This is a genomic window from Xanthomonas sp. NCPPB 1638 (genome assembly GCF_041475635.2).
GTDB lineage: Bacteria > Pseudomonadota > Gammaproteobacteria > Xanthomonadales > Xanthomonadaceae > Xanthomonas > Xanthomonas cucurbitae.
The window spans coordinates 1,634,415-1,654,578 of record NZ_CM192984.1 but is presented as its reverse complement, the minus strand read 5'-3'; the positions used below and the strand labels follow the sequence as shown (position 1 = coordinate 1,654,578).

Sequence of the window (20,164 nt, the reverse complement as noted above, 5' to 3'; positions counted from 1 at the left end):
ATCTAACCGAATACATGGCACCCCTGCTGGCCTGTCGGGAGTGCAGCATCGGCCAGGCCAAAGCCCGCATGGCCCATGGCATTGCCGTTGTAGAACATCAACACGCGTTCGCCCTGCTGGATCAGCGCCGGGTAGCACAGCGTCTGCGCATCCCAGCCCTCATCGGACAACTGCAGCCCGAGCCGGCGATCGTCACGCTCCCAGCGCACGCCATCGTCGCTGAAGGCCACACCCGGAAAGTAGCCGCCACGAACGTCGCCACGGGTGAAATACATCAGATAGGCATCGCCAAACCGGTACACGCGCGGACGCCCGATACGGTATTCGCCCTCACGCGGCCGCAGGCACACGGTGTCCTCGAGCGGGATGTCACGCAGGTCCGCCGTTTCCACGTAGCGGATGTGATAGCGCGGATAGGGCACACCGCCGATCTGCTCCCAGTCATCGCCTATCGCATACCACAGCCGCCAGCGACCGCCCTCGTAGCGTGCCGAATGCACGGCGGCGATGGTGCTGCGGCCCGGGGCGCGGTCCAGCAACGGTGTTTCCTGACGGCGCTGAAACGTATGACCGCCGTCGTCTGAGACCGCCAGACCGGTGAAGGCCAGAAACTTGGCCTTGGCCACGCGCTGAAAGCCGACGTAGAACATGTACAGCCCATCCGGCCCGTCCAGCACATCGCCCAGGATCATGCCGTTATCGTCGAAGCAGCCGTCGCGCCCGATGTCCAGTACCGGGTGCCGACTCACAGCGATGACCTGGGTGGGCGCATCGGCGCGCACGTCCACATAACCGATCCGGCTCACCCCTTGCGCGTCGCGGAAACCCGCATAGATCCGCAGTACCTCGGCCGACAGCCGATACGGCGTGGGCGTCAGTGCAGCATGCTGCATCCAGCCGCCCACACCGTCGCGCGCCACATCGAACACCAGGCCCCGCTTGGTCCAGGCGAACATGCCGTCAGAGTTCCACATCAAAACTGGATCTTCCCGCCACCGCGCGCGCTGGCGAGCCGACGTAGACCCGCCCCGCTTCGGTGTGCCGCGTCACCAGCGCGCCGGCGCCGATGATGTTGTCCGCCGCTATCTGCACCTTGTCGCTGAGAGTGGCATTGACCCCGATGAAACTGCCCCGACCAATCTCGCAGTAACCGGAAATCACCGCATGCGAGGCAATGAACACATGGTCCTGCACCACCGTACGATGGCCGACATGATTGCCGCTCCACAGGATGCAGTTGTCGCCGATACGGGTGAACGGCTGGATGACGTTGCCTTCGAAGATGAAGCAATTGGCACCGATCTGCGCATTGCGCCAGACAAAGGCACGCGAGCTGACGTAGCTGGCACAACGGTACCCCCGCCGCAACACGTCCTCGTAGAAGCGCATCCGCAAGCGATTCAACTGCGTGGCAGGGATCGCAACGAACACCTCGTACTCGTTGGGCCGATAGTGTTGCTCGAGGTCTTCATGGGCCACCACCGGAACGTCCGCCAGGCTGGAGCGGGTCAGGAAATCGCGCTCCACGCTGAAGGCAGCCACTTCGTAATCACTGTCGTGCCGGAAGTATTCGCAGGCGATCTGCGCAAACTCGCCGGCACCGACAATCACCAACCGCTTGCGGCCGCTCATGCTTCCAACCTGCATGCTTCAAGCGGCAGATCGCCACGCACTTCGCTGAGGAACTGATCGTAGTCCACGATGTAATCGTCCGGATCGTACAGCTGGTCGGCCAGCACCATCAGCACGCAGTCGGGGCTGAAGCGATGCAGGTCGCGCCAGACCATGCGCCCCAGCAACAGACCTTGCGAGGGATCGTCCAGCACCACTTCGGTCGGGCCCTCGCCCTTTCCCTCGTCCACCAGGATGGCCACCGACCCATGCAGCGCCACGGCCAGTTGATTGAGCTGGCGGTGGGCATGCTGGCCGCGATGGACACCGGCACGGGTTCCGAACAGGTAGTACACGCGGCGGATCTCAAACGGGACATTGCGCGCCTGCTCCAAGGAAATGAGCAGGCCACGATCGTCGCCGTGGGTATGCAACTGGATACGTTCGATGGCCATGATCGGTGAGGCGTTAGCGCTGACTGCACATAGTGCGACATGGCTGAGTGCGCCACGATGCGGGAAAGGTTGCACGGCCCCGCAACCCACGAAGCGGTGCACGTAAAAGCGCAGCAGCAGACCAATATCCCCCTCCAATCTCTCGACGACACCTGCGGGCATCACGAGGATGCAACCTTTCGCAGGCATTGCCGCACATATCCATGCACGTTCACCTGGCCGCTGTCCGGCCGGCGTGGGGAGCCAGGCCTGGCCGCGCATCGCGCGGCCGGAACCAACGATCACCACCGGTGAGGACACCGACGCAATGCATTCTTCCCCCCAGCCCCCCGAGGTGGTGGCCACCGTTGGCGCCACAACCACGCCAGCACCGCAGCAGGCCGACGCGCGTCCGCACGTCGTCCCCTTACCCAAGCCGATGCGCGTCCTGCACTGGCTTACCGTGGTCTGTCTGGTTATGGCAGCCACCTTGATCCTGCTGCGTGCCGAACTGGATGGACGCGCGTTGCGTCAGTGGCTACTGGAAGGGCATCGACACTTCGGCCTGATGGTTCTGCTGTTGTTCGTCCTGCGGGTTGGCCTTCGCCTGCGCTTGCGCAAGCTGCCGCCGGGCCCGCCATCGCCACTGCTGCTGCGATTGGCCGCCGGCGGCACCCACCTCGCCATGTACGGCTTGATGCTGGCCCTGCCACTGATCGGCTGGTCGCTCAGCAACGCCTACGCCAAACCGGTCTATCTATTCGGCGTGACCCTGCCGTCCCTGGTCGCGCCGGATGCAGATCTGGGCGACACCTTGGGCACCTGGCACCTGAATGCCGCCTGGGCGCTGCTGGCGCTGGTGCTGATGCACATCCTCGCTGCGCTATGGCACCACCTGGTGCTGCGCGACGGCCTGCTGCACCGCGTACTACCGCGCCGGCAACCGTAAGCGCCAGCGCCTCCCGTTCTCCCCGTTCGTTTCCACACCGTCGAAACCCGCACCGTCGAACAAGGACTTTACATGTCTACCTACCCGCCTGCCTCGCGCCGCGCCGCCCAATCCCGCACCGCATCCCTGACCTCGCTGTTATGCGTGTCCGGCCCCTTGCTGTTGCTGGCCAGTACGCAAGCGCAGGCGATCCCCTCCTTCGCACGCCAGACCGGCTCGTCCTGCGCTGACTGCCACATCGGCTCCTACGGTCCCTCGCTGACGCCATACGGCATGCGTTTCAAACTCGGCGGTTTTACCGACACCGACGGCGAAGGCACCAAGATTCCCGCCTCCGGCCAGCTCACCTGGTCGCGCCGCAATCCGAACCGTGGCGACAGTACCGCGCGGATCACCCAGGCCGATCTGTATCTGGCCGGCCGGGTCAACGACAACATCGGCGGTTACTCCAAGATCCGCTCCAACAACAGCGGCAACGCGACCTTCAACACGCAGCTGGACGATGTCGATCTGCGTTTTGTCAGCAAGCCGTTCCAGCTCGCCGGCAAGGACACCATGGTCGGCGTTAGCGTCAACAACAACCCCGGCATCTCCGACCCGATCCACGTGCTGCCGAACGCGTCCACCTTCACTCCGGCCACGGCGAGCAATGCCTCGGCCACCATGCTCAGCTCCTCCTCGCTATCGAATCGGGTGATCGGCGCCAGCGTGTATGGCCTGTACGACCGTAACTGGTACGGCGAAGTGGGAAGCTACAGCGCACTGTCGGTCGATGCGCAGGATCACCTGGGCTGGCAGCCCAATGGCGACCCGGGCAAGCTCAGCGACACCGGCTACGCACGGCTGGCCTACATGAAGGACATGAAGCGGCAGTTCTTCTCGGTCGGCATGACCGCCCTGACCACGCGCCGCCAGCGTCCGCGCATCGGTCCCAGCGACGAGTTCACCGACCTGGGCTACGACGTGACCTACCAGTTCCTGGGCACCCGCGAACATGTGCTGTCGCTGGCCTACGTCAACATCTACGAACGCCGCAACTACGGCAGCCCGCTGATGTCGAGCGACCCGACCATGGCCCCGCTCAGCCGCGGCAGCGTGCGCGATCAGACCATCAGCATGAACTATGCCTTCAAGCAGACCTATGGCGTGCTGGCGGCGCACATGATGAACACCGGTTCGTTCGACGCCGCGCGCTACCAGCCCTACGGCCTGCCGGACACCACCAGCAATCTGATCCTGCTGTACTGGACCCCGTTCGGCAAGGAAGGCAGCTACACCTCCATCGCCAACATGCGCCTGTCGGCCAGCTGGTTCCGCTTCGACAAGTTCAACGGCAGCACCACCAATGTCTTCGGTGGCGGCAACCCGATCACCAATCCGCGCGATCTCGACAGCTTTGCGTTGTCGTTGAACGTGTCGTTCTGATCCCCCAGCACGTCCAAGGACCTCCATGAAGTCATTCCACATCCGCTCGTTGTGCGCGCCGCTGGCCGGCCTGTTGCTGGCTGGCGCAATGCTGGCCCCGCCGGCCTGGGCGGCCGACGGCAAGGGCACCTTCCTCACCGAATGTGCCGAATGCCACAGCGCCGCACAGGGCAAGAACAAGAAAGGCCCGTCCATGTTTGGTGTGGCCGGGCGCCCCGCCGCCAGCGCACCGGGCTACAGCAACTACTCCGATGCACTCAAGGCCAGCAAGTGGCAGTGGACACCGGCGCAGTTGAAGGCCTATCTGTCGCAACCCTCGTCCAAGGCGCTGCCAGGCACCAAGATGAAGTACGACGGCCTGGACGACCCACAGGAACTCGATGCGCTGATCGCCTACCTCAACACCCTGCGCTGAGCGGGGTCGTTGCGGTTGCGCGGCCGCCGGACCGGCATACCGGCGGCCGCCCCGGCATGCCGGCCCGTAGTGCCTGAATGGGCACCTTCGCCTATACGGACGGAACCATCGCAGCGGCAGCGGTTCCGTTCTACGCTGCGGGGCACTATCGTGTCCCGCTTCGCGCTCGTGTTCCACGCCATTGCCGACAGTTCCTCTTGCCAGGCCAGTCCCCCTCCACCCGCCGCGCCATTGCGCTGACGGCGGCAAGGCGTGGGACGTTAGCCGCATTGCCGGCGTACGCCCCTGCCGCGCGCCCCTGCGCTTCCCCCTGCACATCATGCAGGTCGTCTTGCCTGCGCCACGGCGGCCCGGCCGGTTGCCGTGCTGGCTGCTGCTGGCGTTGGTCATGGCCCCTGGCAGCGCAGCCTCGGCCGATAACGCCGGTGGCACGGTGGCGGTGGCCTCGGCCCTGATCGACCGCGGCATCTCCATCGCCCCAGATCGCGTCACCCTGCAGGCAGCAGGCTACTGGCTCCCATCGCCCGGCTGCTCGGTGTCGGCCGCAGTGGCGGTGCAAGCGCCCTCGCTGAGCCAACCGGTCGCACTCACCGCACAGGCCGCACGCGCCTGGATGCTGGACGATCGCTGGCAGATGCAAGCCAGCGTGCTGTACTACGTCTACCCCGAGGACGGCCGCTCGCGCACCTTCAACCGGCAGGAAGCCAGCCTGGCCTGGTCGTACCGGGATGTCCTCACCTTCTCGCTGTCCACCTTCCGCTTCCCGCGTGCGCAGCAAGCGCCCTGGAATACGGCCATCGACATCACCGGCAACCTGCCTCTCTCGGCAGCGTTCAGCCTCACCGGCGGGGCCGGCGTGTCGGAATTTCCGGCCATGGCCTACGGGGCGGCCCGGGGCGGCCGCTATCAGTACGGGCAATTGGGCCTGAAGTGGAGCCGCGCGCGATGGACCGTGGAACTGCAGCGCGTCTTCACCAGCAGCAGTACCCCCCGTGCGCAGGGTGGACCAGGCCAGCTGCCATGGCTGGGCATGCTGTCCCGGACGTTCTGATTTTCCCGCAACCTTTTGCCCGTCCGCGGGCACTGACTAGCGTCCAATGCCATGTCCGATGCGATGAATGATTCCACCACCCTGGGTGACGCCACCGACCGGATGCTGCTGCGTCGCATGGCGGCAGGCGATCGCGATGCCCTGGCGAGCATGTACCACAGCTATCACGGGCGGCTGTGCCGGTTTCTGTCGCGGCTGACCCGGCGCCCGGACATCATCGAAGAAGCCATCAACGATTGTTTCTGGATCGCCTGGCAGAAGGCCGGCGACTTCCGGGGCGATTCGCAGGTTTCCACCTGGATCATGGGCATCGCCTACCGCTGCGGGCTCAAATGCCTGCGCCAGCACGACGGCGACAGCATCGACGACACCGCGCAGGTGGAAGACCATGCCCCCAGCGCCGACGACAATGACGACCGCGAGCTACGCGACTGGCTGGACAAGGGCATGGAGCGGCTGTCGCCGGACCAGCGCCTGGTCATCGAACTGGTCTACGGCGTTGGACACAAGCTGGAAGAAGTTGCCGACATCATGCAGTGCCCGCTGGGCACCATCAAAGCCCGGCTGTTCCATGCGCGGGTCAAATTACGCAATGTGCTGCCCGGACTGGCCGGCAGCGCCCCCTACACGGAGACACAGCTATGAAGACCCTCTTCATCGCACCTGGCAAGGAGTGCTCGCACGCCTGGGAGTTGATGCCAGCAGTGTTGCTGGATAACGCAACCGAGGAAGCAAGCAGCTGGCTGATCGCGCATGTGGCCAAGTGCGCCTCGTGCAGCGCCGAGTTTGCCCAACAAAGCCGTCTGCGCCAGGCATTGGCGCTGCCCTCGGCGGTGGCGGTGGATGCCGATGCCGGTCTGCAGCGCCTGCTCGGTCGCCTCGACACGGTGGAACGGCCGATGGCCGCAGCGCCGCTCGCGCGCCGCTCCGGCAGCTGGACGGTACGTGCGCTGGCTGCCGCGGCGCTGGTGCAGGCCATCGGCCTGGGCGTCATGGGCGTCAAGCTGGCCGCACCTGCGCCCTCGCAGGACTACCGCACGCTCAGCAGTGCCGCCGCCGTACCGGTGGCACAAGGCACCATCCGCGTGGTGCCCGATGCCAGCATGACCTTGGCCGACTGGGATCGGCTGCTGCAGGCGCAGCACTTGCAGGTCGTCGGCGGCCCCAACGCGATGGGTGCCTATACCGTGGTGCCCGCCGCACCGCAGCCCATGCAACCGCAGCAGACCCTGCAACAGCTACGCGCCAATCCGGGTATCCGGCTGGCCGAGATCGTGTCGGCTCCATGAAGCGCCTTCTCATCCTGGGCGGCCTCGCCGCACTGATCGGCCTGGGCACGCAGACCCGTGCACAGGCCACAACGACCCTCCAGGCACCCGCGCAGCCCGCCGAATCCCCGCAACCGGCAGCCGAAGCGATCACGCCGGACAGCAGTCGCGACATCCTGCTGGCGGTTGCCAATCCGCTCAGCGCACCGCCGGCGCGGGCGGGTTCCAGCCTGATCGGCTACGCCTCCAGCTACTACGGTGCGGGCCAGAAGGCGGCCGTGCGCATGCAGGCCATCAAGCAGCGCTACAACCTGCGCGAGGTGTCCAGCTGGCCGATCACCTCGCTGGGTCTGTACTGCGCCGTGCTGCAGCCCGCCCCCGGCGTGTCGCGCGACGAACTGGTCAGCGCGCTGGCCGACGATGACGGCGTGGAACTGGTGCAGCCGGTGCAGGAATTTTCGGTGTTCTCCGCCAATGCCGCAGACAAGCACACCCCGCTGTCGAGCTACAACGATCCGTACGTGGACATGCAGCGCGGCTTCATCGCCACCGATGCGGCCAGCGCGCAGACCGTCACCCAGGGCCGCGGCGTGGTGGTGGCCGTGGTCGACACCGGCGTGGACACCCGCCATCCCGACCTGAAGGCACGCATTCTCGACGTGCACGACCTGGTCGGCGAGACCCAGGCCATGCCCGGCAGCGATTCGCATGGCACCGAAGTGGCCGGGATCATCGCCGCCGGCAGCAACAACCACCAGGGCATCGTCGGCATGGCGCCCAAGGCCATGCTGAGCATCTACAAGGCGTGCTGGTACGCCCCTACCGTCGGCGCCACCGCACGCTGTAACACCTTTACCCTGGCCAAGGCATTGGCAGCGATCAACAACAGCTCCGCGCGGGTGGTCAATCTGAGCCTCGGTGGCCCGGCCGACCCGTTGCTGAGCAAGATGCTGCTGCACCTGGTCAAGCAAGGCCGCATCGTGATTGCGGCGATGCCGCCGAACGGGCAGCTGGACGGCTTCCCCAACGATGTACCGGGCGTGCTGGTGGTCCGCAGCAGCGGCGCCGGCACCGTCATGCCCGGCGTACTGAGCGCGCCCGGCGACGACATTCTGACCACCCAGCCAAACGGCCGCTACGACTTCACCTCCGGCTCGTCGATGGCCACCGCGCATGTCAGCGGCACCGCCGCGCTGCTGTTGTCGTTGTCACCGTCGATGGATGCCGGCGCGCTGCGCGATCTCCTGCAGCGCACCAGCAAGGTCAGCGACGGCCAGCTGCAGGTCAATGCCGGCGCTGCGGTCGATGCGTTGTCGCCCTCCAGACGTTCCAACTGAGGACGACATCGGTATGGCCAAGTGGATCCCGTTATGGCTGCACAAGCTCAGTTCACCGCCGGTGTTCTACCGCGTCGCCGGCAAGGTGCGCCCCTGGGCGCTGGCGCTGGCATTGCTGCTGGGCGCAGTGGCCGCCTACGGCGGCTTGGTGCTGGCGCCGCCGGACTACCAGCAGCACGATGCCTATCGCATCATCTTCATCCATGTGCCCAGCGCCTGGATGAGTCTTTTCATCTACGCGGCGATGGGCGTGTCAGCGTTCATCGCGCTGGTGTGGCGGATCAAGCTGGCCGAGGTGGTGACCATGGCCTCGGCACCGATCGGCGCGGCCTTCACGTTCATCACCCTGTGCACCGGGTCGCTGTGGGGCAAGCCGATGTGGGGCACCTGGTGGACCTGGGATGCGCGGCTGACCTCGGAGTTACTGCTGTTGTTCCTGTACCTGGGCGTGCTAGGCCTGTATCACGCGGTGGAAGATCGCCGCCAGGCGATGCGTGCCGCCGGCTTGTTGGCGCTGGTCGGCTTGGTGAACCTGCCCATCGTGCATTACTCGGTGGTGTGGTGGAACACCCTGCATCAAGGCTCCACCGTGCGCCTGCTCGGTCCCTCCAAGATGAGCGCAGACATGTTGTGGCCACTGCTGACCATGACGCTGGCGACCAAGCTGTACTACATCGCCAGCCTGTTCGGGCGCGTGCGGGTGGAGTTGCTGGCGCTGGAAAGCGGCAAGGACTGGGCGCGCCGCATCGTGCTGACCGAGCGCACCGCATGAGCAGCTTCCTGGCGATGGGTGGATACGGGCAATACGTCTGGACGGCCTATGCCGTGTTCGTGCTGGTGCTGGGGGCCGACCTGGGGTCGCCATGGCTGCGCCGGCGGCGGCTGCCGCGCGCGCTGCGCGGACAATTGCAGCGGCAACAGCCGCGTGGCCGTCGCACGCCGACGGCACTGGACCGGGACACGCCATGAACGCCACCCGCAAACAACGCCTCTGGCTGGTGATCGGTGTATTGGCCGCCGCCGCGCTGGCGGTGACCCTGATCGTGCTGGCGCTGCAGCGAAACATGAGCTATCTGTTCACGCCCAGTCAGGTGCATGCCGGCCAGGCCGCTGGGTATCAGCAGTTTCGCCTCGGCGGCATGGTCAAGGCCGGCTCGATCCAGCGCGCCAACGACTCGTTGAAGGTCAGCTTCACCGTCATCGACAAACATGCCGCCACCCAGGTCGATTACTCGGGCATCCTGCCGGACCTGTTTCGCGACAACCAATCGGTGATTGCCAACGGGCGCATGCAGGACGGGCGTTTCGTCGCCACCGAAGTGCTGGCCAAGCACGATGAGACCTACATGCCGAAAGAGCTGAAGGACGCGATGGCCGAGGGGCATGTCGGCAAGCCGATTCCCGCCGCTGCTGCGCCGCTGTCGGTGCCGCGCTAACCTGCACCGCCGCACTCCCTTCCCGATGACGTTCCTGCCCTACGTGCCACTCGCCCATGACGCCTGAACTCGGCCAGATCGCATTGATCCTGGCATTGCTGCTGTCGCTTTGCCAGGGCGTGTTGCCACTGATCGGGGCCTGGCGCGGCAATCCCGCCTTGATGGGCATCGCACGGCCTGCCGCCGCCGGCCAGGCGGTGTTCGTGTGGCTGGCCTTCGGCCTGCTGGCCTGGTCGCTGCTATCGCTGGATTTTTCGGTGGGCTATGTCGCCGCCAACGCCAACCACGCCCTGCCCTGGTATTACCGCTTTGCTGCGGTGTGGGGCGCGCATGAAGGCTCGTTGCTGCTGTGGATCGCCATCCTGGCCACCTGGACGGTGTTGCTGGCCGCCTTCAGCCGGCATCTGCCGCAGCACTTCGCCGCGCGCGTGCTGGCGGTGCTGGGACTGATCTCGGTGGGCTTTCTGGCCTTCATCCTGCTCACCTCCAATCCGTTCGGGCGGTTGTCGCCGATTCCGCTGGACGGCAACGAGCTCAATCCGGTGCTGCAGGACCCGGGCATGACCTTCCACCCACCGGTGCTGTACACCGGCTACGTGGGGTTCTCGGTGGCCTTCGCGTTCGCGGTCGCCGCGCTGCTGGGTGGCGAACTGGAACAGGCCTGGGTGCGCTGGGCACGCCCGTGGACCAACGTGGCCTGGGCCTGCCTCACCGCCGGCATCGTGGCCGGCAGTTGGTGGGCCTACGCAGAACTGGGCTGGGGCGGCTGGTGGTTCTGGGACCCGGTGGAGAACGCCAGCTTCATGCCGTGGCTGGTGGGTACCGCGCTGATCCACACCCAGGCGGTCACTGAAAAACGCGGCAGCCTGCGCGCCTGGACCATCCTGTTGTCGATCCTGGCGTTCTCGCTGTCGCTGCTGGGCACCTTCCTGGTGCGCTCGGGCGTGCTGACCTCGGTGCATGCGTTCGCCGCCGACCCGCGGCGCGGGTTGTACATTTTGATCTTCCTGATCGCGGTAGTCGGCGGTTCGCTGCTGCTGTACGCCTTGCGCGCACCCAAGATCGCCAGCGGCAAGCCCTTCGCCGCCGCCTCACGCGAGACCGGCATCCTGATCGGCAACCTGCTGCTGACCGTGGCCGCGGCGATGGTGTTGCTGGGCACGCTGTTTCCGCTGATCGCCGATGCGTTCGGCATGGGCAAGGTCTCGGTTGGCCCGCCCTACTTCGGCCTGCTGTTCCCGCTGCTGATGCTGCCGGTGGTGCTGGTACTGCCGTTCGGCCCCTACCTGCGCTGGGGCAAGGCCGAGGCCGCACCGTTGAAGGCGCTGGGCACGCGTGCCGGCATCGCCGCGATCGCCTGTGCGCTGGGCGGCAGCCTGGTTGCCAACGGCCAGGCCAAGGCGATCGCCGGCATCGGTGTGGCCGCCTGGGTCGCCGCCGGCACCGCGTTGTACGTGGTCAAGCGCTGGCGCGAGCTGCCGCGCGGCCGGCGCTTCCCGGCCGAAATGGCCGGCATGTTGATCGCCCACGCGGGGGTGGCGGTATTCGTCGCTGGCGTGCTGGTGTCCGAAAGCCTGTCGGTCGAACGCGACGTGCGGTTGGCGCCGGGCCAGAGCACCGACGTCGCCGGCTATCGCTTCCGCTTCGATGGCGTGCAACTGGTGGACGGGCCGAACTGGAAAGCCGAACAAGGCAGCGTGCAGGTCAGCCGCGACGGTCGGGTGGTGGCGCAGTTGCATCCGCAAAAACGCCTGTACAGCAGGGACCGCATCCAGACCGAGTCGGCGATCGACCCCGGCCTCACCCGTGACTTGTACGTGGCGCTGGGCGAGCCGCTGGACGATCAGCACATCGAATACGACTGGACCCTGCGGCTGTACTACAAACCGCTGATCCGCTGGATCTGGGCGGGCGGCCTGTTAATGATGCTGGGCGGTTTCGTCAGTGCCTGCGCCCGCCGCTTCCGCGCGCCGGCGCCCGCCGGCACGCCCGTTACCGCGCCAATTCCAGGTGGCCAGGTCATCGCGCAGGAGTCTTCCCCATGAATCGCATGCTGCCATTGCTGGCGTTTCTGCTGGTGGCCGGCCTGTTCGGCTTCGGCATCTACTGGACCACCCAGCACAATCCGCGCGAGGTTCCCTCTCCGTTGATCGGCAAGCCGGCGCCGGCATTTTCGTTGCCGCTGCTGGACCATCCCGAGCGCCGTGTCACCCGCGAGCAGCTGTTGGGTAAACCCTACGTCCTCAACGTGTTCGGCAGCTGGTGCGCCGAATGCGTGCACGAGCACCCGGTGCTGATGGCGCAGGCTGGCCGTCTCGGAGTGCCGTTGATCGGCTACAACTACAAGGACGCGCCGGCCGATGCCACCGCCTGGCTGGCACAATACGGCAACCCCTATGCGCTGGTGATCGCCGACGAGCAAGGGCAGACCGCGATCGACTTCGGCGTCTATGGCGCACCGGAAAGCTTCCTGATCGATGCGCAGGGCAGGATTCGCTACAAGCACATCGGCGTGCTCACCCCCGAGATCATCGATAGCGAACTGCTGCCGGCCATCGCCGCGCTGCGCAAGGCCACGCCGTGAGCGCGCAACATCGCGCTGTGCCCTGCGACTGGCGGCGACAAGGCCGGCAATTGCGCCTGCTGTTGATCCTGCTGCTGGGCATGCTGCTGGCCCCCTCGCTATCGGCGCAGGCCGTGGACCCGCTGCCGTTCAAGAACCCCGCCGAGGAAGCACGCTTCCAGCGCCTGACCGCGCAACTGCGTTGCCTGGTATGCCAGAACGAGAACCTGGCCGATTCCAACGCCAGTCTCGCCCGTGACCTGCGCCATCAGGTGTTCGCGCAACTGCAGGCCGGCAGGAGCAATGCGCAGATCAAGCAGTACATGGTCGAGCGTTACTCGGATTTCGTGCTGTACGACCCGCCGGTCAAGCGTGGTACCTGGCTGCTGTGGTTCGGGCCGCTGCTGCTGCTGGGCGCCGGCGCGGGCATGGTGATCCACACCGTGCGCCGGCGCGCACGCCTGGGCACCCCGGCGGCACCACAGGCGGAGGACGAATGGTGATGACCGGATTCTTGCTCGCCAGTGCCGCGCTGGTGGTCGTGGCGGTGCTGCTATTGCTGCTGCCACTGCTGCGCCATCGCGCCGGCAGCAGCGGCACCTCGCGCACCGCGCTGCCGTTGGTGCTGGCGCTGGGCCTGCCGCTGGCCACCGCCGGGTTGTATTGGCTGGTCGGCGCGCCGCAGGCGATCACCCAACCCATCGCCGCAGCGCCGGCGGCCCGCAGCGCCGCACCCGCTGCCGCCGACGGCGCACCGGCAGCCGCACCAGACACGAGCGCGGCAGAACAGGCGCAATGGCAGGCACTGGAAGAATGGATGCAGCAGGCCAAGACGCACGAGCGCGACGGCCAGCCCGCGCAGGCGCGCGATGCCTATGCGCAGGCGCTCAAGATTGCGCCCGACACCAGCGCTGCCATCGTAGGCTGGATCGCGGCCGACATGGCCACCCGCAGCGACTTCGCCATCGACACCGACGCGCGCGCGCGCCTGCAACACGTAGTCGCGCAGGAACCGGACAACCAGCGCGGCTTGTGGCTGCTGGGCATCAGCGATTTCCAGCAGCACGACTACGCGGCCGCCACGGCGCACTGGCGCCACCTGCATGGTTTGCTGGACGCCGGCTCGGCGATGCAGCAAGCCGTGGCAGAAAAGATCGCCGTGGCCGAATCGATGGCACGTGCACGGCAATCGCCGCCTGCCAGGCGCTGACCGCGGCGAACGGGCACGCTACTGCGCCCGGAGCCTTGGCTTGTCGGCATCACCCGCACGGTGCGGCGTCACGTGGAGCGCCGCTCCAGCAGCCGCGCCACGCGCCGCTTCAGCTCGGCGGCCTGGAACGGCTTGGTCAATACCTCCATGCCGGCTTCCAGTTGCCCCGCGCCTACTGCCGTACTGGCCGCGTAACCGGTCACGAACAGCACCGGAAGCGTGGGCCGCGACTGTCGGCCCGCATCGGCGATCTGGCGTCCGTTCAAGCCTCCGGTCAGCCCGACATCGGTGACCAACAGGTCAATTGCTTCCTGCGAGCGCAACCGCTCCATCGCCGCGCTGCCTTCGGCCGTCTCGATCACCCGGTAGCCGGCATCGCCCAGTACCTCACGGATGAGCGTGCGGATGGCGATCTCGTCCTCCACCAGCAGCACCGTGCAAGCGTGCACCGGCGACCGCGACGGCGGCTGCACGAGCGCAGGTACCGCCACTTCCTGCGACCGCGCACCGATCACACGCGGCAGATACACCGACATGGTGGTGCCCACGCCCACGACCGAGTCGATCCGCACATGCCCGCCGGATTGCCGGGTAAAGCCATAGATCATCGACAAGCCCAAGCCGGTACCCTGACCGATGGGCTTGGTGGTGAAAAAGGGTTCGAACACCTTGGCCATGACCTCCGCCGTCATTCCGGTCCCGGTATCCTGCACGCCCAGGCACACATAATCGCCCGCCGGCAGATCCAGCGGCGCGGACGCGTCTGGATCCAGCGACAGGTTGTGCAGGCTGACGGTCAAGGTGCCGCCGTCGGGCATCGCATCGCGTGCGTTGAGGCATAGGTTGAGCAGCACGTTCTCCAGCTGCGGCGCGTCCACCAGCACCTTCCACGACGGCGGCGACGGCGCCACCTGCAGGCTGATCGAAGGCCCCAGCGTGCGCGCAATGATCTCGCGCATCCCCTCCACCAGCGCATCCACCGCCACTGCACTGGGTGCCAGTGTCTGCCTGCGCGAGAACGCCAACAGCCGCTGGGTCAATGCCGCCGCACGCCCTGCGCTGGCCTGTGCCATCTCCACATAGCGCTCCAGGCGCTCGTAACGGCCCTGCGCAACGCGTGCTTGTAGCAATTCCAGGCCCATCGTGATGGAGGTCAGCAGATTGTTGAAGTCGTGCGCCAGCCCGCCGGTCAGTTGCCCTACTGCTTCCATCTTCTGGCTCTGGCGCAGCTTCTCCTCGGCCAACAGCAACGCGGCGCTGCGCTCGCGCACGCGCTCTTCCAGGGTGTTGGTCAACAGCTGCAATTGTTCTTCGGCCTTGCGTCTGTCGGTGACGTCCGATGCAGTACCGAACCATTGCTCGATGGCGCCGTGCGCATCCAGCAGCGGCACCGCGCGCAGCAGCATCCAGCGCAGGCGCTGGTCGCTATGCCTCACGCGCACCTCCAACTCCAGGCTGGTCTTGCCATCGATCGCTGCGGCGATGGCATTGGCCAGCTGCGCGCGGTCGCCCGCATGGATCCATTCCTGCTGCCAGCCCACCTTTCCCGGCAGATCGCCGCCTTCCAGCAGGCCTTCGCCCACGTGCAGACGCAATGCACCCCAGTCGGCAGTGGCTGAGAAGATCGATTGCGAGGACGCACGCACCAGGGCATCCAGCCGGCGCTCGCTCTTCACCAGCGCCTCGCTGGCCAACCGCTCGGCCGTGCGGTCACGCAACACCTTGACGAACCCGATCGCCATGCCGGTCTCCTCGCGCAGCACCATCAGCGACCCATTGGCCCAGAAGCGCTCGCCAGACTTGCGCACGTGCCAGCGCTCGTCCATGCCACTGCCACTCTCCAGCGCCGCAGCCGCCTCGATCAACAGCTGGCCACGCGCGACGTCTTCAGGCGTGAACGCACGTTCCAGCGTCTGTCCCAGCATTTCGGCCTCGCTCCAGCCCAGCGTCCGCTGCGCCCCCTCGTTCCACAGGGTGACGCGCCCGTCCAGATCGGTGGCGACGATGGCGTAGTCCATCACGCTATCCAGGATCTGCCGGTTGCGTATCTCCGCCACGCGCACGGCGCGTTCAAGATTGATGCGCTCGGTGATGTCCAGCCCCTGCACGAAGATACCGGACACAGCGCCGTCGGCACCGGCGATCGGCTGATAGAACAGGTCCAGCAACCGCCGCTGCGTCGGCCCGCCGGGCGTGACCTGCACGTGGTACTCCACCGCATTGGCCGCGTACGCCTGCCCGGAGCGATACACCTCGTCCAGGTGCCGCAGATGCCCCTGCTCCACCGCATCCGGCAACGCCTCGGCCAATGGCCGCCCAATCACACTGCGGTGGCCGATCAGGCGCGAATAACAGGGGTTGGCGAATTCCACACGATGCTGCGGCCCGCTCAGGAATGCCATGAACATCGGCGCCTGCTCGAACAGCCGGATCAGGCGTTCGTGCTCGTCCGCCAGCCGTGCCTGCGCCACCATGCGCGCGGTGACCTCGTTGGTGACGCAGAAGGCGCCGCCCACCTTGCCATCGTCAAGATAGATCGGAGAAAACGAAAACGTCCACCAAGTCTGCTCGGGCGTGCCATAGCGGTTCATGCCGATCGGCATTTCCTCGAAACGCGAGGCCCGCCCGGCGAACGCCGCCTCGATCGGCTCGCGCACCGCGTCCCAGGCATCGGCCCACAACGCCTTCAGCGGGGCGCCCAGCGCCTGTGCCCGGCGTGGCCCCAGGATCGGGGCGTACGCATCGTTATAGAAGAAGATCAGTGCATCGCCCCACACCACATACATGCTTTCCGGCGAGGAAAGCATCAGGTCGAGCGCATTACGCAGCGCGGGAGGCCATTGCGCACTCGGCCCCAGCGGTGTGGAGTTCCAATCGTACGTGCGTATCGCATGGGCCATGGCACTGTCGCCGTGCGGGAAGGAGGCGCTCACGAAAGCGGCCTCCCCCAGATTCGCAGGTACGTGCGCGCCTTGCCGCGCGAGATCGCCGCATAGGCAGTGAGAACCCTACCAGTCATACACAGATGCATCGTTTCGAACCATGGAAAGAACTGAAAGACAGGGGCCCCCGCATTACGGCGGCGGGTGCCCGCGGGCGCCCATCATCTGGCGTGCTGCGGGTCGCGTCCAGCAGCACATTGCGCAGTCGCTGAATCGCGCTCCTCAACGCCGCGCGTCGCCTACGACACCGGTTGGCAGGCTACAACTGTGTTGTACGGCACGAATCAGCGAGGACAGCCCCTTCCCGCCCCAAATGGACCCCTCCCAGCCAGTCAAGAATCGGCTGCCGAGGCCGCTAACCAACAAGTTGCCATCAGTCCCTTGCACGCGCCCCGCGTGTCAATAGCAGCATCGTCTCGTGTGCGTCACGCCCTTGCCGCCGCCGGGGCGCCCTGCTCTCCCGTCAGCCGGATCGTGGATCACTCCCTATGCACTTCCTTTCGAATCTACGCATCGGCCAACGCCTGGCCCTTGGCTTTCTCACCATCATCGTGCTGATGGTGATCCTCACCGTGGTCGGCATCCAGCGCGTGCGAAGCATCGACCGGCAGCTCACCGCCATCAACGAAGTCAATAGCGTCAAACAACGCTATGCAATCAACTTCCGCGGCAGCGTGCACGATCGCGCGATCGCCTTACGCGACGTGGTCCTGCTGGACGACCCGGCAGAGCGCCACGCCGCCGAGCAGTTGATCGACAAGCTTGCCGCCGACTACGCACGCTCGGCGCAGCCGCTGGACGACATGCTGGCCGCCTCCACCGACACCAACGAAAAAGCCATCCTCCAGCGGATCAAGACCGTCGAACAACGCACCATGCCGTTGATCGCCGAGGTGCGTGGGTTTCGCGAAGCCGCCGACAAACCGCACGCCGAGCAGCAACTGCTGCAACAGGCACGCCCGGCCTTCATCGACTGGCTGGCCAGCATCAATGCCTTCATCGACCTGCAGGAGGCCAAGAACCGTGCGGCGGCCAAGGATGCCGTTGCCACCGCACGCGGTTTTGCGATGCTGATGGTGCTCTCCACCGTCGTCGCCCTGCTGCTCGGCGCCACCATTGCCCTCCTGCTGACCCGCAGCGTGGTGCTGCCGCTGCGCCAGTCGCTGCAGCTGGCACAACGCATCAGCCAAGGCGATTTGCGCAGTAAAGACGCCCAGGCCGGCAATGACGAGTCCGGCCAACTGCTGCGCGCGATGCAGCAGATGCAACACCGGCTACAGGAAGTGATCTCCGCACAACGCGACATGGCTGCCCGCCATGACGCCGGCCAGACCAGCTACCGTACCGACGCACAGCGCTTTCCCGGCGAGTACGGCCACATGGTGCAGGACACCAACGCGCTGGTGGACGCACATGTGCAGACCCAGCTGCGCATGACCGAGGTCATGGGTCGCTACGCGGTAGGCGACCTGACACCGGAGATCGAGCAATACCCCGGCGAAAAGGCCGTCATCACCACCACCATGCAGCAGGTAAAACAGAACCTGCGCGCCATCAATGCGCAGATCCATGCTCTCACCCAGGCAGCCTGCGCCGGCAACTTCGCATTGCGTGGCCACCCAGACCACTTCGAGCACGACTTCCGCCTGATGGTGGAGAACCTCAACACTATGATGGCCACCGCCGACACCAACCTGACCCGGTTCTCCGAACTGCTGCGCGCCATCGCCGACGGCGACCTCACCGTGCGCATGTCCGGCAATTTCCACGGCGTGTTCGCCGCCATGCGCGACGATGCCAACAGCACCGTGCACCGGCTCACCGACATCGTCACCCAGATCCAGACCACCTCCAACAGTATTGGTTTTGCCGCCGAAGACATCGCCAGTGGCAATCAGGAACTGGCGCGCCGTAGCGAACAACAGGCCGCCAGCCTCGAAGAAACGGCGGCCTCGATGGAAGAGCTGACCTCCACCGTCAAGCAGAATGCCGAGCACGCCAGCCGCGCCAATCAGCTCGCGCTTGGTGCTGCCGCCATTGCCTCGCAAGGGCGCGATGTGGTCGACCAGGTCATCGACACCATGTCCGGCATCGAAGACGCCTCAAAGCGCATCGCCGACATCATCTCCGTCATCGACGGCATTGCCTTCCAGACCAACATCCTCGCCCTGAATGCCGCCGTCGAAGCCGCACGCGCAGGCGAACAAGGCCGCGGATTCGCCGTGGTTGCATCGGAAGTACGCACCCTCTCGCACCGCTCCTCCGATGCCGCCAAGGAAATCAAGCGACTGATCGACGACTCGGTACAACGCGTCACCGACGGCTCGGCACTGGTGCACACCGCCGGCACCACCATGGGCGAAGTCGTCACCAGCGTCCAGCACGTCACCGACATCATGGCCAACATCTCCGCCGCCTCGCAGGAACAGGCCGGCGGCATCGAACAGGTCAATCACACCATCGCCCAGATGGATGAAACCACCCAGCAGAATGTACGCCTGGTAGAAGCCGCGAGTACCGCCGCACATGCGCTGGAAGAACACTCCGTGCAACTCAACCGCGCGGTGGAAGTGTTCAAGGTCAATGCAGTGGTGATGTGAGCCGTGGAAGCGCTGCCTGCAGGCGATCATGCAGGCGCGTAAGTGAGCGGCATCAGATGCAACAGATGGACGAGACCTGAGGACAAGGGTGGTCTCGATGCCTTGCACTACAGTTGGCGGAGAGAGTGGGATCGGATCACCTTCGACCCAACCCCTTCAAACCGTTGCAGAAAGCCTGCTTGGCAGGTTTCCTTTCAATGTTTCCTCGATCATAGCCCCGGGTTGGGCTCGATTGCTAGCGTCCGCTTGCCATCACAGCCGTCCCAGCCTCCTCGTTCAGCAACGAGGACAATGGCGGTTGGCAGGTCAGCGCTCCGCTGGAAGGGGAGTTCATCTGACGGAACCATTCGCCCGCGTCCAAGCAGCCCGCTTGCCCATGAGCTAAGACAAAGAATTCAAAAAGGCGTCTGAGGCGCTCATATTCTAAAGAAGGCATAGCGCCCATCAAATTTTTTTTGGCGCATTCAAATTTGTGAAGTGCCGCTCAAAGCGAACTCTTGCGGAGTTCCAAATTACTGATTGGATGAGGGCTCCCCCCATACGTAGGAGTTTTCATGACCACTCCCCCCCAACAACTTGAGATCGCCGGCCACTTACTCGCCGGGCTGATGAGCCAGACCCTATCGGACGAACCGCTGGTGCGCCAACGCAACGTCTGCAATGCCTGGGCCTCTGCTGGCGAGCTGATCGTCTACAGCCAGAAGAAGCTGCCAGGTGGGAGCGGCGCCGCCCAATCCCTGGAGCATGCCCCTCCGATGTCCTCTCCGGCAGTGCGCACCCGCGAGGCCGTCATCGTGCGCGAGTTCCCGTCGGTGGAGGAATGGCGCGCGGGCCGGAAGCCCAAAGACGCCCAGCTGGATCCAGTGCGCAGCAAGAAGCGCCCGACCCTGCACTGAGCCGGCCGAGAGCCCGCAAACATTGAG

Annotated in this window: 19 protein-coding genes and 2 pseudogenes; 16 read left to right on the top strand and 5 right to left on the bottom strand. The window is 65.7% G+C overall.

Going from position 1 to position 20,164, the window contains the following annotated elements:
* Positions 1 to 2 precede the first annotated feature (2 nt).
* From ACCQ13_RS07215 to ACCQ13_RS07205, 3 genes are read right to left on the bottom strand one after another with little or no spacing between them, the layout of a single operon-like run.
* Positions 3 to 956 carry a glycoside hydrolase family protein gene (locus tag ACCQ13_RS07215; protein WP_159407947.1) on the bottom strand — a complete coding sequence of 318 codons (954 nt, stop codon included), beginning with the start codon at positions 954 to 956 and terminating at the stop codon, positions 3 to 5.
* Positions 957 to 960: 4 nt separating this feature from the next.
* A complete protein-coding gene (locus ACCQ13_RS07210) occupies positions 961 to 1,632 on the bottom strand; it encodes an acetyltransferase (protein ID WP_159406909.1) in 672 nt (223 codons plus the stop codon).
* The gene (locus tag ACCQ13_RS07205; protein WP_159407945.1) at positions 1,629 to 2,066 is read right to left on the bottom strand and encodes a sugar 3,4-ketoisomerase; all 438 of its coding nucleotides are present in this window, start codon (positions 2,064 to 2,066) and stop codon (positions 1,629 to 1,631) included. Before ACCQ13_RS07205 ends, ACCQ13_RS07210 begins: the two co-directional genes overlap by 4 nt.
* 307 nt (positions 2,067 to 2,373) lie before the next feature.
* Between ACCQ13_RS07205 and ACCQ13_RS07200 the strand changes: the two genes are divergently transcribed.
* From ACCQ13_RS07200 to ACCQ13_RS07135, 14 genes are all read left to right on the top strand, one after another.
* The gene (locus ACCQ13_RS07200; RefSeq protein WP_104601805.1) at positions 2,374 to 2,994 is read left to right on the top strand and encodes a cytochrome b; all 621 of its coding nucleotides are present in this window, start codon (positions 2,374 to 2,376) and stop codon (positions 2,992 to 2,994) included.
* 72 nt (positions 2,995 to 3,066) lie between these two features.
* Complete coding sequence (locus tag ACCQ13_RS07195) at positions 3,067 to 4,419, top strand: cytochrome C (RefSeq protein WP_104601670.1); 1,353 nt, start codon at positions 3,067 to 3,069, stop codon at positions 4,417 to 4,419.
* 25 nt (positions 4,420 to 4,444) lie between these two features.
* The gene (locus ACCQ13_RS07190; RefSeq protein ID WP_167526857.1) at positions 4,445 to 4,834 is read left to right on the top strand and encodes a c-type cytochrome; all 390 of its coding nucleotides are present in this window, start codon (positions 4,445 to 4,447) and stop codon (positions 4,832 to 4,834) included.
* A 319-nt stretch (positions 4,835 to 5,153) separates the two neighbouring features.
* Entirely contained in the window at positions 5,154 to 5,885 is a 732-nt protein-coding gene (locus tag ACCQ13_RS07185; RefSeq protein WP_159406908.1) for a hypothetical protein, read from the top strand.
* Between the two features lie 51 nt (positions 5,886 to 5,936).
* Positions 5,937 to 6,530 carry an RNA polymerase sigma factor gene (locus ACCQ13_RS07180; RefSeq protein ID WP_208800538.1) on the top strand — a complete coding sequence of 198 codons (594 nt, stop codon included), beginning with the start codon at positions 5,937 to 5,939 and terminating at the stop codon, positions 6,528 to 6,530.
* Positions 6,527 to 7,174: an anti-sigma factor gene (locus ACCQ13_RS07175; protein ID WP_167526856.1), complete on the top strand. Its 648-nt coding sequence runs from the start codon at positions 6,527 to 6,529 to the stop codon at positions 7,172 to 7,174. Before ACCQ13_RS07180 ends, ACCQ13_RS07175 begins: the two co-directional genes overlap by 4 nt.
* Positions 7,171 to 8,490, top strand: a complete 1,320-nt coding sequence (locus ACCQ13_RS07170) for a S8 family serine peptidase (protein ID WP_159406907.1) — start codon at positions 7,171 to 7,173, stop codon at positions 8,488 to 8,490. The genes ACCQ13_RS07175 and ACCQ13_RS07170 overlap by 4 nt, the downstream gene beginning before the upstream one ends.
* 13 nt (positions 8,491 to 8,503) lie before the next feature.
* On the top strand, positions 8,504 to 9,262 hold the full coding sequence (gene ccmC, locus ACCQ13_RS07165; RefSeq protein WP_159406906.1) for a heme ABC transporter permease CcmC: 759 nt from the start codon (positions 8,504 to 8,506) through the stop codon (positions 9,260 to 9,262).
* Positions 9,259 to 9,459: a heme exporter protein CcmD gene (gene ccmD, locus ACCQ13_RS07160; RefSeq protein ID WP_159406905.1), complete on the top strand. Its 201-nt coding sequence runs from the start codon at positions 9,259 to 9,261 to the stop codon at positions 9,457 to 9,459. The genes ccmC and ccmD overlap by 4 nt, the downstream gene beginning before the upstream one ends.
* Positions 9,456 to 9,926, top strand: coding sequence for a cytochrome c maturation protein CcmE (ccmE, locus tag ACCQ13_RS07155; RefSeq protein WP_159406904.1), 471 nt, complete (start codon positions 9,456 to 9,458; stop codon positions 9,924 to 9,926). The genes ccmD and ccmE overlap by 4 nt, the downstream gene beginning before the upstream one ends.
* A 56-nt stretch (positions 9,927 to 9,982) precedes the next feature.
* Positions 9,983 to 11,971 (top strand): heme lyase CcmF/NrfE family subunit, encoded by a 1,989-nt coding sequence (locus tag ACCQ13_RS07150; protein WP_159406903.1) that lies wholly within the window; start codon positions 9,983 to 9,985, stop codon positions 11,969 to 11,971.
* Positions 11,968 to 12,510, top strand: coding sequence for a DsbE family thiol:disulfide interchange protein (locus ACCQ13_RS07145; protein ID WP_159406902.1), 543 nt, complete (start codon positions 11,968 to 11,970; stop codon positions 12,508 to 12,510). Before ACCQ13_RS07150 ends, ACCQ13_RS07145 begins: the two co-directional genes overlap by 4 nt.
* 80 nt (positions 12,511 to 12,590) lie before the next feature.
* A complete protein-coding gene (locus tag ACCQ13_RS07140; protein WP_159407944.1) occupies positions 12,591 to 12,992 on the top strand; it encodes a cytochrome c-type biogenesis protein in 402 nt (133 codons plus the stop codon).
* Positions 12,992 to 13,699: a tetratricopeptide repeat protein gene (locus ACCQ13_RS07135; RefSeq protein WP_274392075.1), complete on the top strand. Its 708-nt coding sequence runs from the start codon at positions 12,992 to 12,994 to the stop codon at positions 13,697 to 13,699. Before ACCQ13_RS07140 ends, ACCQ13_RS07135 begins: the two co-directional genes overlap by 1 nt.
* Positions 13,700 to 13,767: 68 nt before the next feature.
* Here ACCQ13_RS07135 and ACCQ13_RS07130 read toward each other — a convergent pair.
* Both ACCQ13_RS07130 and ACCQ13_RS07125 read right to left on the bottom strand, forming a co-directional pair.
* Positions 13,768 to 14,073, bottom strand: a pseudogene (locus ACCQ13_RS07130) (response regulator); the annotation flags it as partial.
* 132 nt (positions 14,074 to 14,205) lie between these two features.
* Positions 14,206 to 16,632, bottom strand: a pseudogene (locus ACCQ13_RS07125) (hybrid sensor histidine kinase/response regulator); the annotation flags it as partial.
* Positions 16,633 to 17,129: 497 nt separating this feature from the next.
* Between ACCQ13_RS07125 and ACCQ13_RS07120 the strand changes: the two are divergent.
* A complete protein-coding gene (locus tag ACCQ13_RS07120) occupies positions 17,130 to 19,241 on the top strand; it encodes a methyl-accepting chemotaxis protein (protein WP_159406899.1) in 2,112 nt (703 codons plus the stop codon).
* A gap of 554 nt (positions 19,242 to 19,795) precedes the next feature.
* Positions 19,796 to 20,137 carry a hypothetical protein gene (locus ACCQ13_RS07115; protein WP_159406898.1) on the top strand — a complete coding sequence of 114 codons (342 nt, stop codon included), beginning with the start codon at positions 19,796 to 19,798 and terminating at the stop codon, positions 20,135 to 20,137.
* The last annotated feature ends 27 nt before the right edge of the window (positions 20,138 to 20,164 follow it).

Bases quoted from the DNA above. Each gene is read 5' to 3' on its own strand.
- ACCQ13_RS07215 (WP_159407947.1), bottom strand. From the start codon at position 956: ATGTTCGCCTGGACCAAGCGGGGCCTGGTGTTCGATGTGGCGCGCGAC.
- ACCQ13_RS07210 (WP_159406909.1), bottom strand. From the start codon at position 1,632: ATGAGCGGCCGCAAGCGGTTGGTGATTGTCGGTGCCGGCGAGTTTGCG.
- ACCQ13_RS07205 (WP_159407945.1), bottom strand. From the start codon at position 2,066: ATGGCCATCGAACGTATCCAGTTGCATACCCACGGCGACGATCGTGGC.
- ACCQ13_RS07200 (WP_104601805.1), top strand. From the start codon at position 2,374: ATGCATTCTTCCCCCCAGCCCCCCGAGGTGGTGGCCACCGTTGGCGCC.
- ACCQ13_RS07195 (WP_104601670.1), top strand. From the start codon at position 3,067: ATGTCTACCTACCCGCCTGCCTCGCGCCGCGCCGCCCAATCCCGCACC.
- ACCQ13_RS07190 (WP_167526857.1), top strand. From the start codon at position 4,445: ATGAAGTCATTCCACATCCGCTCGTTGTGCGCGCCGCTGGCCGGCCTG.
- ACCQ13_RS07185 (WP_159406908.1), top strand. From the start codon at position 5,154: ATGCAGGTCGTCTTGCCTGCGCCACGGCGGCCCGGCCGGTTGCCGTGC.
- ACCQ13_RS07180 (WP_208800538.1), top strand. From the start codon at position 5,937: ATGTCCGATGCGATGAATGATTCCACCACCCTGGGTGACGCCACCGAC.
- ACCQ13_RS07175 (WP_167526856.1), top strand. From the start codon at position 6,527: ATGAAGACCCTCTTCATCGCACCTGGCAAGGAGTGCTCGCACGCCTGG.
- ACCQ13_RS07170 (WP_159406907.1), top strand. From the start codon at position 7,171: ATGAAGCGCCTTCTCATCCTGGGCGGCCTCGCCGCACTGATCGGCCTG.
- ccmC (WP_159406906.1), top strand. From the start codon at position 8,504: ATGGCCAAGTGGATCCCGTTATGGCTGCACAAGCTCAGTTCACCGCCG.
- ccmD (WP_159406905.1), top strand. From the start codon at position 9,259: ATGAGCAGCTTCCTGGCGATGGGTGGATACGGGCAATACGTCTGGACG.
- ccmE (WP_159406904.1), top strand. From the start codon at position 9,456: ATGAACGCCACCCGCAAACAACGCCTCTGGCTGGTGATCGGTGTATTG.
- ACCQ13_RS07150 (WP_159406903.1), top strand. From the start codon at position 9,983: ATGACGCCTGAACTCGGCCAGATCGCATTGATCCTGGCATTGCTGCTG.
- ACCQ13_RS07145 (WP_159406902.1), top strand. From the start codon at position 11,968: ATGAATCGCATGCTGCCATTGCTGGCGTTTCTGCTGGTGGCCGGCCTG.
- ACCQ13_RS07140 (WP_159407944.1), top strand. From the start codon at position 12,591: ATGCTGCTGGCCCCCTCGCTATCGGCGCAGGCCGTGGACCCGCTGCCG.
- ACCQ13_RS07135 (WP_274392075.1), top strand. From the start codon at position 12,992: ATGACCGGATTCTTGCTCGCCAGTGCCGCGCTGGTGGTCGTGGCGGTG.
- ACCQ13_RS07120 (WP_159406899.1), top strand. From the start codon at position 17,130: ATGCACTTCCTTTCGAATCTACGCATCGGCCAACGCCTGGCCCTTGGC.
- ACCQ13_RS07115 (WP_159406898.1), top strand. From the start codon at position 19,796: ATGACCACTCCCCCCCAACAACTTGAGATCGCCGGCCACTTACTCGCC.